1 protein-coding gene is annotated in these 13,420 nt (G+C 72.3%); it reads right to left on the bottom strand.

All coding sequences use genetic code 11. The features are described 5' to 3' along the window. Window positions 1-11: 11 nt before the first annotated feature. Window positions 12-13,418, bottom strand: a complete 13,407-nt coding sequence (locus ACWEKS_RS19305) for an amino acid adenylation domain-containing protein (protein WP_452341351.1) — start codon at window positions 13,416-13,418, stop codon at window positions 12-14. Window positions 13,419-13,420: the final 2 nt, after the last annotated feature.

Raw genomic sequence — 13,420 nt, 5'->3', positions numbered from 1 at the left:
TTTGCGCGGCATCACCGCCGCAGGTAGGCGTCCACGAGGGGTCCGATGACGGCCAGCGCCTCGGCGGTGATCATCTCGTTGTGGCCGTACGGGAGCGGCCGGTCCTCGATGCTGCCGCCGATATACGGCCGCCAGGTGGTGACGTTCGGGATGGCGTCCGGGTTGTGGGCGGCGGCGAAGAAGAGCAGGTCGCCGTCGAAGACCTCGTGCTCGTGGGCCGCGATCTGGCGCAGCAGGTGTTGCAGATCGCTGTAGAAGTTCTCCAGATCGGTTGCGGTGAAGGCGATTCCGGACGCGGCCAGCAGATCCGCCGCCTGGGCGGGCGTGAGGTGCTCGAGCTCCGGCGGGATGTCGATCCCACCGAATTCGGCCAGCAGCATCGACAGCGGCGGGAGGGCGCTGTCGTCGGGCACCGCGACGTCGGCGCGCGCGTCGATCATGACCAGGGACGGCACCTCCGCACCGCGGCGGCGCAACTCGACGGCCATGGCGTGCGCCAGCGGGCCGCCCGCCGAGTACCCGAGCAGGTGGTACGGGCCCTCGGGCTGGACGTGGAGGATCTCCTCGACGTACCGCACGGCCAGTTCGCGCACGGTGCGGTCGGCGGTGCCGCCGTCGGTGACGCCCGGCGACTGGATGCCGTAGATGGGGCGGTCACCGTCGATGTACTGCACCAGTCCGCCGTAGCACCAGGCCAGTCCGATGGCCGGGTGCACGCAGAACAGGGCCGGCGCGTCGCCCTGCGGGCGCATGGGCAGCAGCACCCGCATGGACGCCTCCACCCCCGGCTGGTCGGCGGCCGCGACCAGGCGCTCCGCCAGCGCGGCGGGCGTGGGGTCGAGGAACATCCACTGCAGGGGCATGGGGATGCCGGTGTGTTCGCGCACCAGGGTGACCAGGCGGACCGCGCCCATGGAGTTGCCGCCGATATCGAAGAAGTTGTCGTCCACGCCGATTCGCGGGGATTCCAGCACGCTCTCGAAGGCGTCGACGAGCGTGCGTTCGGCGTCGGTCCGCGGGGCGCGGTAGGCCCGGCGGGCAGGTGCGGGCTGCGGATTCACCACGACGGTGGCTTCGTCGTGGGGATGCGCGGTGAGCGCGGGCAGCGGGGTGCCCCCGGCGGGCGTCACGACAAGCGTGCCGATCGCCGCCGCCGGGGCACCGGTTGCCGCGTCCAGCAGCGCGAGGAAGCCGTCCACCATGGTGGCGGCGGTACCGCGGTCGAACAGGTCGGTGGTGAAGGTGAGGGACGCGGTGATGCCCGCCGGTTCCCCGGCCGCCCCGAACTGTTCGGCCAGCATCCATTCCAGATCGAACTTGGAACCGGGCGCGGGCGCTTCCAGGGGTCGAATCTCCAAGCCGGGCAGCGTGGTTGCCTCGGTCTGCAGGTTCTGGAAGGCGAGCAGCACCTGGAACAGCGGGTGGTGCGCGGTGGAGCGGGCCGGCGCCAGCGCCTCCACCAGCCGCTCGAACGGCAGGTCCATATTGCCGTAGACGGCCAGGTCGGCCTGCCGCACGGCGTCGAGGGTGTCGGCGAAACCGGCGGCGGGATCGAGCTGCGAGCGCAGCACCACGGTATTGACGAACATGCCGACCAGGTCGTCGAATTCGCCGTCACCGCGGCCCGCGACCACCGAGCCGATGGCGATGTCGGTGTGGCCGGACAGCCGCCCCAGCAGGACGGCCAGCGCGGTGTGCACCACCATGAACGGGCTGGCGCCGTGGCGGCGGGCGAGTACCTGGATGCGGTCGTGAACCGGTGCGGGAATGGTGAATTCGATGCGGTCGCCGGACCCGGAGGGAGCCTCCGGGCGCGGGCGGTCGGCGGGCAGCGCGTGGACCTCGGGCATACCGGCCAGGGTGGTGCGCCAGAACTCCAGCTGACGGCCGGCCAGGCTGTCGGGATCGCGGTCGGAGCCGAGCAGTTCGTGCTGCCACAGCGCGTAGTCGGCGTATTGCAGCGGGAGCGGAATCCACTCGGGCGCCACCCCGGTCGAGCGAGCGACGAAGGCGTACATGACATCCCGGGCCAGCGGGGCCATGGACCAGCCGTCCGCCGCGATGTGGTGCACGGCCATGGCCAGCACCGTGCGGTCCGGTGCGACGCGGAGCACGCAGACCCGCAGCGGCGTCTCGCGGGTGATGTCGAAGCCGCGGGACAGCTGGGCGATCAGCGCCGCCGCGATGTCCGCCTCCGCCACCTCGAGTTCGGTGATCGGCAGCGAACCCGCTGTCGCGGGCAGGATCTGCTGGTACGGACGCCCGTCCGGCCCCACCGGGTAGATGGTGCGCAGTGTCTCGTGCCGGGCGATGACATCGTCGAGCGCCTCATGCAGCACCGAAATATCCAGTGCACCAGTGATTTCGAAGGCGCCGGGGATGTTGTAGAGCGGCGAGGCGGGGTCGTAGCGGTTGAGGAACCACATGCGCTGCTGTGCCGCCGACAACGGGACGCGCTCCGGGCGCGGGCGCGGTCCCGGGCGCGGACGATCCGACGCGCCACCGGAGGCGACCAGCGCCGCCAGCTCGGCCACCGTCGGGGCGTCGAACAGGGCGCGCACCGGGACGGCCGTGTCGAGCGCCGCTCCGAGCCGCGCTACCACCCGGGTGGCGATGAGCGAATTGCCGCCGAGGGCGAAGAAATCGTCGTCACGCCAGACCTGGTCGACGCCGAGGACCTCGGCGAAGGCCGCCGCCACCGCGGTTTCGACGGACCCCTCGGGCGGTCGCTGCTCCCGTGCCACCAGCTGCGGTGCGGGCAGGGCATCGAGGTCCAATTTGCCGTTGGCGGTGCGCGGCAGGTCGGGCAGCACCGTGATGGCGGCCGGCACCATGTAGGACGGGAGTCGTTGCGCGACCGCCTTCTTCAGAGCCGGCGGTTCGGGTTCCGTGCCGTCCGCGGCGACCACGTAGGCGGCGAGCATGCCGCCGCGCCCGTCGTCGCGGACCACCGCGACCGCGCGCGCGACCGTGGGCTCCGCGGTCAGCGCCGCCTCGACATCGCCCAGCTCGATGCGCAGGCCGCGCAGTTTGACCTGGGTGTCGGTGCGGCCCAGGTATTCCAGGTTCCCGTCGCGTCGCCGCACCAGGTCGCCGGTGCGGTACATGCGCCGGCCGACCGGGCCGTGTGGGTCGGCCACGAATCGGGCGGCGGTCAGGTCGTAGCGGTCGAAATAGCCGCGCGCCAGGCCGATTCCGGCGAGGTACAGTTCGCCGACCACGCCGTCCGGAACCGGGCGCAGCCGGTCGTCGAGGACGAGGGCTCGCATGCCGGGTGCGGCCCGGCCGATGGTGACCGGCGTACCGGGATGCACGGGCGCGCCGGCGGCCGTCACCGTGGCCTCCGTCGGCCCGTAGTCGTTGAAGTGGTTGCGGCCCTCGGCCGCCCACGCGGCCACCAGCTCCGGCGGGCAGGGTTCGCCGCCGGTGACGATCAGGCGCAGATCGTCCAGGCCGGACGGATCCACGGTCGACAGCGCCGAGGGCGTGAGTGCGATGTGTGAAACCCGTTCGCGTGACAGCAGTTCGCCCAGCTCGGGCCCGGCGAAGACGGTGGGGGGCGCGATCACCAGAGTGGCGGCCGCGCCCACCGCCATCAGCAGTTCCACGACGGAGGCGTCGAAACTCGGTGACGCCACGTGCAGGACCCGGGAATCCGAGGTGAGTGCGTCCCGGTCCCGCTGCGCGGCAGCGAGATTCGCCAGACCCGCGTGGGAGACCACAACCCCCTTGGGCGCGCCCGTCGATCCCGAGGTGAAGATGACGTACGCCGGATGGGCTGTGTTCCTGCTGATTTCATGAACCGCGACCGGATACTCCTCCGCGTCGCGGTCGTCCAGGCACCACCATTCCACCGTGCCCGGAAGTCGGTCCCACTGCGAGCGCACGGTGAGACCGAGACATACCCCCGAAACGTCGATGATCCGGGCGATCCGATCCGGCGGATAGGCCGGATCCACCGGGACGAAGGCCGCCCCGGCCCGCGCGACGGCCCAGACCGCCAGCACCGATTCGATGGACCGCGGAATGCCCACGGCCACCAGTGTTTCCGGTCCGGCGCCGGCCGCGATCAGCCGCCGCGCCAGCTGCCCGGCCCGGGCGTCGAGCTCACGGTAGGTGAGCCGGCGGTCCCCGCAGATGACGGCGAGGCCGTCCGGATTCGCCGCGACCGCGTCGGCCATGAGGTCGGCCAGCATGCGCGGGGACGCGACGGGTTCGGCGTCCGCGTGCAGCCGCTCGTGTTCCGTGGCGGTGAGCAGGTCGAGATCGCCGACCGGGCGGGCGGGTTCGGCCGTGATCTCGGCCAGCACACGCACCAGCCGGCCGGTGAAGTCCGCCATGGTCGACGCATCGAAGAGGTCGGTGGCGTAGCAGCACCGCAGTTCCATGCCGTCGGCGTCGCCGATGACCGTGAGACTCAGGTCGAAACGGCTATTCGTCTGCGGCAATTCGAGCGGGGACACGGTCAGCCCGGGCAGCTGGAGCTCCGGCATGGCCAGGTTCTGGAACACCAGCATGACCTGGACGAGCGGGTGCCGGGACTCCGATCGGGCCGGGGCCAGCACCTCGACGAGCCGCTCGAACGGCACGTCCGCGTGTTCGAAGGCGGCGAGATCGGTATCCCGAACCCGATCGAGCAGCGCGGCGAAGCCCTCCTCCGGGCGAATACCGGTACGCAGCACCAGCGTGTTCACGAACATGCCGACCAGGTCGTCGAGTTCGCGCACGCCGCGCCCCGCGACCGGGGTGCCGACCACCACGTCCGTGGTGCCGCTGAGGCGGGACAGCAGCAGGGCCAGTGCGGCGTGCACCACCATGAACGGGGTTGCCCGATGCGCGCGGGCGCAGCGGTCGATCGCGGCGGTCAGATCCCGGTCCACGCGGGCGGCGCATTCGGCCGCCCGATGCGAGGCGCGGGCCGGACGCGGCCGATCCGTCGGCAGCTCCAGGTGATCCGGCACCCCGGCGAGGGTGTCCGACCAGTACCCGAGCTGCCGGGCGGTCAGCGAGTCCGCGTCCGCCTCGGCGCCGAGCCGATCCCGCTGCCACAGTGTGTAATCCGCGTACTGGACCGGCAGCGGCTCCCACGCCGGCGCCTGCCCGGCGGCCCGCACCGCATAGGCGGCGGCCACATCGCGGGTCAGCGGGGCCATCGAGAAACCGTCCGTCGCAATGTGATGCGCGACCAGCACGACCACGTGCTCTTCGAACCGGCCGTCCATCGTGGCGCGCGGGCCATAACTCCGTGCGGCCGAGCTGATTTCGCGGTCGTCGACGACGAAGACCCGGACCCGGAGCGGGACCGCCGCGGTGACGTCGAACCCGCGGCCGATGGTGTCCGCGACGACCTCGGGTAGCCGGTCGAGGGACACCGGCACCGGGTCCAGGTCGAGCGGGACGTCCTCGGCGGGGAGCACCCGCTGCATGCCGACGCCGTCGACATCGGGGTAGACCGTGCGCAGCGTCTCGTGGCGGGCCAGCACATCCCGCAGCGCGGTGCGTAGGGCGTCCTGGTCCAGGTGGCCCGAAAGACGCAGCGCCACCGGCACGTTGTAGGCCGGGGAGGCGGGGTCGTAGCGGTTGACGAACCACATGCGCTGCTGGGCCGGGGAGAGCGGGACCAGGTCGGGACGCTCGGTCCGAGTGAGAGCGGGTGCGGCGGTGCCGATCTCGGCGGCCGACAGCCGCACGGCCAGGTCGGCGACCACCGGAGCCTCGAAGAGCAGACGGACCGGAACGGTGCGGCCCAGGTGCGCGGTGAGACGGGCGGCGACGCGGGTCGCGATGAGCGAATCGCCGCCGAGCGCGAAGAAGTCGTCACGGGCGCCGACGCGATCCAGCCCCAGTACCTCGGCGTAGGTCTCGGCGATAGCCACCTCGGCACCCGCCGGGACGACGTATTCGGCCTGTACCAGCTGGGGTTCGGGCAGGGCGCGCAGGTCCACCTTGCCGCTCGCCGTCAGCGGCAGCTCCGGCAGCACCTGCAGGCCGGCGGGCATCAGGTAGCGCGGCAGCCGGCCGGAAGCCCAGGCCAGCAGCTCCGGCACCGAAGCCGGATCCGACAGTGCGACATACGAGCACAGCGTCATCGCGCCGGCGGGATTGCGCCGGGCGACGGTCACCGCCGCCTCGATGCCCGGATGCGTCAGCAGGACGGCGTCGACCTCACCCGGCTCCACCCGGATGCCGCGGATCTTCACCTGGAAGTCGCTGCGACCGGCGTACTCGAAACCGTCCGCGGTGCAGCGCATCAGATCGCCGGTCCGGTACATGCGCTGCCCGGCGGTGAACGGGTCGGCGACGAACCGGCTCGCGGAAAGCGCTGCGCGACCGGCATAGCCGCGCGCCAGCCCCGCACCGCGCACATACAGTTCGCCGACCGCGCCCAGCGGTACCGGGCGCAGCCAGGCGTCCAGCACGAGCAGGGTCGTCCCCGGCACCGGGTCGCCGAGCAGGGTCGAGGTACCGGCCGTCATCGGGTCGCCGAAGCTCGCGGCGATCGTGGTCTCCGCCGGGCCATAGGAATTCACGAACGCGCGACCCTGGCCCAGGCGTGTCACCAGCGCGGGCGGGCAGGGTTCGCCACCCATCACGACCGTCCGCACACCGTGCAGGTCCGCGGCATCGAGGGTCGCGAGCACGCTCGGCGTACAGGTCAGGTGGGTGGCAGCGCCCGCGCGGACGGCGGCCGCCAGCTCCGCACCCGCACTCGCCTCCGGCGGTGCGACGACCAGCGTCGCGCCGGCGGCGAACGCGGACATCCACACCAGCATGGCCGCGTCGAAAGCCGGGTTGAGGCAGTGCATCACGCGCGAATCGCGATCGATGCCACCGCGTTCCGCCATGGCCGCCGCCATATTGGCCAGCCCGGTGTGCGAGACCACGACACCCTTCGGCGTGCCCGTGGACCCCGAGGTGAACACCACGTAGGCCGCATGCTCCGGGCGCAGGGGCGCGAGCCGGTCGGCATCGGTGACCGGCTCGGCGGACATCGCCGCGCACTCGGCGACCAACGCGTCGCTGTCCAGCCGCAGCCATGCCACGTCGCCGGGCAGATCCGTCACCTGATCCGAGGTGATCCCCAGCACCGCACCGCATTCCGAGGCGATGGCGCTCGTCCGCGCCGCCGGCTGCGTGACATCCACCGGCACGAACGCCGCCCCGGTCTTCGCCACGGCCCATACCGCGACCATCGACAGCACCGATCGCGGCAGAGCCACCAGCACCGCCCGCTCGGGCCCGGCACCTGCTTCGATCAGCCTACGGGCCAGCCGATTCGACACGGCCGCCAGCTCGGCGTAGGTCAGCTCGGCAGCGCTGTCGGCCGGTGAGGCGGCGCTGACGATCGCCGGTGTGCCCGGGTATCCGTTGGCGGACAGGAGATCCGGGAGGAGCTGCACCTCACGGGACTCGGTCCCGGGCCGGATCGAGACCAGCGCATCGGGGTCCGTGCCGCGCAGCCCGGCGGCGCGGCGGCGCGAGTCGCCGGTGAGGTCGGTCAGCAGGCGGGACAGCGCCGCTGCCAGCGCATCAGCCTCGGAGGCATCGAAATAGTGTGGGGAGCGGGTCAGTTCGAGGCGAAGGCCGTTGTTGGCGTAGGCGGCCAGCGAGAGGGGGTAGTGGGTGCCGTCCTGGGCGCGCAGGGACGTGACGGTGAGATCGGCCTGGCGGGTGGCGGCGGTGAGGATCGCGGCGTCCACCGGGTAGGACTCGAAGACGGTGGCGGTGTCGAAGAGCGGGCCCAGGCCGGTGGCGGCCTGGATCTCGTCGAGGCCCAGGTGCTGGTGGTCGGCGAGGGCGGCCTGCTCGCGCTGCACGCGGGTGAGCAGGTCGGCGATCGATTCGGCCGGGTCCAGGGCGATGCGGACCGGGACGGTGTTGACCAGCATGCCGACCATGCGCTCGGCGCCGGCCAGTTCCGGCGGGCGGCCGGACACCGTGGCGCCGAAGACGATGTCGGAGCCGCCGGTCTGCTCGGCCAGCAGCAGCGCCCAGGCCACCTGCACGAGGGTGTTGACGGTGACCTGGCAGGCCGCGGCCGTGCGGCGCAGGGCGTCCGGCAGATCGTCGGGCAGGGGCACCTCGTGGGCGACCGGGGCGGTCGCGGCGTCGGCGCGCGGCGCGGTCGGGGCGATCAGGGTCGGGCCGTCGAGGCCGGACAGGGACCGCGCCCAGGCTTCCCGGGCCAGGTTGTCGTCGCGGGCGGCCAGCCACTCCAGGTGCGTGCGGAAGGGGGCCGGGGTCGCGAATCCGGTGTCGTCGCCGGAGGTTTCGTAGAGGGCGATGAGTTCCGCGAACAGCATCGGCATGGACCAGCCATCGAGGATCAGGTGGTGGTTGGTGATGACCAGCCGGAAGCGCCGCTCCCCCGCCGCGATGCACAGGAATCGGATCAGGGGCGGGTGGTCGACCGAGAACGGCTCACGCAGTTCCGCCGCCGCGATCTCGTCGAGCTCCGCCGGCGTGGCGCCGACTGCCTCCCGATAGGCGCACGGCACCGCGACCTCGGCCGGAATCACCTGCACCGCACCGGTATCCGAGGCCAGGAAGCCGGCGCGCAGCACATCGTGGCGGCGGACCAGCGCCTCGGCGGCCGCCGTCAGCCGATCGCGATCGAGGTCGGCCTCGACATCGATGATCGCCTGCACCGAGTAGCCGTCCGGGCCGCCCGCGGCCAGTTGTGCCTGGAACAGCAGGCCGCGCTGCAGTGGCGTCAGCGGCCAGGCATCGGCCAGACGGCCGAAAGCCCGCTCCCACGACTCGATCTCCGGCTGCGCGACGGTCAGCAGCGGCAGATCGGCGGGGGTGAGGCCACCGGCGTCGGGCCGCCGCACCAGCTCGGCGATCTCACCGACGGCCGAAAGCCATTCCCGCGCGAGCGCTTCCACGTCCCCGGCCGCGATCGCGTGGCCGGCGAACTGCCACACCGCCCGGATCCGCGGCCCGCTCCCCGACTCCAGCGTGACCGCGTCCACCGAGATGACCGCCGCCAGCGGCATATCCGGATCCGCGTGCCCGCCCAGCCGATCCCCCATCGCGACCGGCAGCCAATCGCCCGCGGCGAGCTCGGGAATCTGCCCGAGGTAGTTGAATCCGATCTGTGGATCCGGCAGTGCCGCGAGCTCCGGGGCCGTCCGTGTGTTCAGGTAGCGCAGCAGCCCGTAGCCGAAGCCGCCGCGCGGCACGGCCCGCAGCTGTTCCTTGACCGTCTTCAACGCGCAGTCCACGTCGGCCGCGCCCGAATCTCCGTCCACGGCAACGGGTCCCAGCCGCACCGGCACCTGCGTGGTGAACCAGCCGACCGTCCGCGACAGGTCCGCCCCCGGCACCGCGGCCTCGTCGCGGCCGTGCCGCTCGACCGTGACCACGGTGCCGGCGGCCACCGCCTCTTGCCCGTCCAGCCAGCGCGCCAGGGCCAGCGCCAGCGCCGCCAGCAGCGCGTCCTCGACGCCGCAGCGGTGGGTGCCCGCGAGCCGGGCGATGAGCGCCGCCGACACCTCGCCCGGCACCTCGATATCGATCCGCCGGGCGGTCCGATGGGTGTCCACCGCCACGTCCAGCCGGCGCCGCCCGATCAGGGCATCCGGGGCCAGCACGTCCCGCCAGTACCCGAGTTCGCTGACCGGCCAGGGTGATTCGACGGCGGCCGAGTCATCGGCCGGCACGCTCGGGATGTCCGGTGACGCCAGCGCCTCCAGCGCATACGCCCAGGTGCGCATCGAGGTCCCGGTCTCCCGCAGCTCGGGTTTCGTCCCCGCCGCGGTCTGCGTCCAGGCGGACATCAAGTCGGGCAGCAGAATTCGCCATGAGACCGCATCACAGGCCAGGTGGTGCACCGCGATCGCCAACCGGCCCGGCCGCGCCGGACCGGCGTCCAGCCAGTTCAGTGCGATCATCACGCCCGCACGCGGATCCAACCGACCGGCGGCATCCGTCAGCGCTCGATCGACCGCCGCCCCGGACACATCGGCCGCCGTCCACTCGAAGTGTGTCAGCAGCGTCGCCGCCTCGGTGTCATCGGCCGGCGGAACGTCCAAGCGGAGCCCATCGTCGGTGTCGACCAGGCGGGCGCGCAGCACATCGTGGCGGTCGAGCAGCGCCTGGACGGCGCGCAGCAGCACCGGGAGTTCGACCCCGGCCGGCACCTGGACCACCATCGACTGGGCGAAATGCCGCCAGCCGGGACGGCCGAGCAGCCAGGCCGCGATCGGCGTCAGCGGCAGGCGGCCGACGCCACCGCCCGCCAGTTCGGGCAGCCGCTGCGGACGGTCCTCCAGCCGGGTGACCACGGCCGCCAGGGCGGCCGGGGTGCGGTGCTCGAAAACCTCACGGGCGGAGAAGACCAGGCCCGCGGCGCGAGCGCGCGACACCAGCGTGATCGCCATGATCGAATCGCCGCCCAGGGCGAAGAACGAGGTGTCCGGACCGGCCTCGGTCCCGAGAACCTCCGCGAACAGGCTGCAGAGCAGGCGTTCGGTGGCGGTGGCGGGCGCGCGCCCGGACGTCGATTGCGCGACCACGGGTTCCGGCAGCGCCCGGCGATCCACCTTGCCATTGGCGGTGAGCGGCAACGCGCCCAGCACCGTGACGGTCGCGGGCACCATGTACGGCGGCAGGCGGTGGGTGGCGTGGTCGAGCAGCTCGGGCTCGGTGATCACCTGACCGGCGTGCGGAACCACATACGCGGCCAGCACGGTGCCGCCGCCGGGACCGGGCCGCGCCACCGTGACCGCGATCTCCACCGACGAGTGCGCGTTGAGCACGGCGTCGATCTCACCCAGCTCGATCCGCATACCACGCAGCTTCACCTGGAAGTCGCTGCGACCCACGTACTCGAGCACGCCGCTCTCGGTCCAGCGCACCAGATCTCCGGTTCGGTACATGCGGGCCCCGGCCGGACCCGAGAGGGCGGGCACGAAGCTCTCGGCGGTCAGCCCGGGACGGCCGACGTACCCGCGCGCCACCCCGGGCCCGGTCACGTACAGCTCCCCGGCCACCCCGATCGGCACCGGCCGCAGCCAGCGATCCAGCACCAGCATCCCGGCGCCCGGAATGGGGTCGCCGAGCCCGGCATTCACGCCCGGCACCAGCCCCCGGGTGTAGGTGACGGCCACCGTGGTCTCGCTGGGACCGTACGAATTCAGCAGCTCCCGCCCGATCCCGAAGCGCGCCACGATATCCGGCGGCGTCGGCTCCCCGCCCGACGACACCGCGCGCACCCCGTCGAGCGCGTCCGGCTCCAGCGTGGACAGCACCGCGGGTGTCGAACAGACCTGGGTGATGCCGAAATCCCTGACCAGTCCGGCCAATTCGGCGCCCACCACCGGATCCGATTCGGCCACCACCAGGGTCGTGCCCGATGCGAACGCCATCAGCCATTCCAGCACCGACGCATCGAAACTCGGGTTCAGGCACTGCAGGACCCGCGCACCCGGCGCGACCCGGTACGCCGCCACGATCGCCGCGGCCAGTCCGGCCAATCCGGCGTGGGTCACCGCCACACCCTTGGGCACCCCGGTCGATCCGGAGGTGAACACCACGTACGCCGGATTGCCGGCCCGCGGCCGCCCCCGCACCTCCTCCGGGGTGAGCGGCGGATCGGCCGGCGCCACGTCCTCGTCGAGCAGGTCGTCGAGGGTGATCCAGTGGACCGAATCCGGTAGCGCGGCAGTCGATTCCGTGAGGGTCAGGCCGATCGTCGCGCCCGCGTCCGCGGCAATGCGCGCCATGCGGTCGGCGGGCAGCGCGGTACCCAGCGGCACGAACGCCGCGCCGGTCTTGGCCACCGCCCACAGCGCGACCATCGCCTCGATCGAACGGGGAAGTGCCAGCAGCACGGTCGATTCCGGTCCGACGGCCGCGGCCTCCGATATCCCGGAACCGGATTCGGCAGCTGTCGCCCGCACGATCCGGCGCGCCAGCCGATTCGACAGCGCGTCCAACTCGCCGTAGGTCAGCCGCCGGTCGCGGCCCATGACGGCGACCGTCTCGGGTCCGGCGCGGCGCAGGCCGTCCGCCAGGATCTCCGGCAGCAGCCGCGGCCGCGGCGCCGCCGGCCCGTGCGCGCCCGCCAGCACCGGCTGCTCGTCCGGCGCCGTGTAATCCAGTGCCGCGACCGGTGTTCCGGCCCCCGCCTCCAGCAGCGAATCCAGCACGGCGAGGAATCGCCGGTGATGCCGGTTCAGCGAATCCGCGTCGTACAGGCGCGGATTCGCGGCGAAGTCGACATGGATCGGCGCGCCCGCACCGTGCTGGTAGAAGTTGACGAACAGGTCCTCGATCGGGCCCGAGGTGACCACGTGCAGGCTCGACTCCAGGCCCTCGAAGTCGATCCCGGCCGGGAACATCATGATGTTGATGACCGGCCCGGTCATGCCGCGCCCGAAGTCGTCCCGGTCGCCCTCGTCCCGCATGTCCTCGTGGCGGAAGCGCTGATGCCGCAGGGCCCCCGACGCCGCCACCCGCACGGCATCCAGGACCTCCCCGACCCGTCCCTCGCGCGGCACCGGCACCCGCAGCGGCACCACATTGGCGATCATGCCGCCGGAACGCCGCAGCACCGCGGTGGTGCGGCCGGACACGGGCAGGCTCAGGACCACTTCCTCGGTGGCCGTGAGCCGGGCGTAGTACAGCGCGACCGCGGCCATCACCACGCCCGCCGCACTGGTGTCGAAACGGCGGGCCGCGCTCGCCAGCCGCTCGGCCGTCCGCTCCCCCAGCTGGGCGCGCGCCTCGCGGGCCAGCGCGCTCGCGGGCGCGGTGGCCCCGACCAGGCTGCACCGGTCGGGCATGCCCGCGGTGACCTCGCGCCAGTAGCGCTCGTCGGTGGCGTACCGGCTCGATTCCCGGTACGCCATCTCCGACTCGTGCACGTCCAGCAGCGAGGCCGCGGTGCCGGGAGGCGCCGTTTGCCCGCGCACCGCGGCGTTGTACAGCTCGGCGACCCGATACAGCATGGTCATCGAGCCGAATCCATCGATGAGAAGGTGGTGTGCTCTGGTGTACCACAGGTGATGGGACTCGCCGACCCGGATCACGGTGGAAATCCCGGCCTGTGCACCGAACAGCTCGATCGGCGCCGCCACATCCGCGCGCATCCACTCCAACGCGTCCGCAACCGGGTCCGGTCGGTCCTGGAAGTCCAGGAAGCCGACCATGGCGTCCAGTTCGGTATCGACCACCTGATACGGCCGATCCTCGATCTCGACGAATCGCAGGACACCGGAACCGAATTCCCGCGCTGCCTGTGCGCCCACGAGCCGCAGCACCGCGATATCCAGCGGTCCGTGCATCTCGATGTACTGGGCCTCCGACAGCGGTACCGCCGGATCCAGTTGCTGCGCATAGAACATCCCCAGCTGAGCCGGGGAGAGCGGGAAGACGGTGGCGGTGCGATCCGCCGCGATCTCACGCGTCATGA

It is taken from the genome of Nocardia sp. NPDC004711 (assembly GCF_053601595.1).
This window is presented reverse-complemented; position numbering and strand designations above follow the sequence as displayed.

Bases quoted from the DNA above. Each gene is read 5' to 3' on its own strand.
- ACWEKS_RS19305 (WP_452341351.1), bottom strand. From the start codon at position 13,418: ATGACGCGTGAGATCGCGGCGGATCGCACCGCCACCGTCTTCCCGCTC.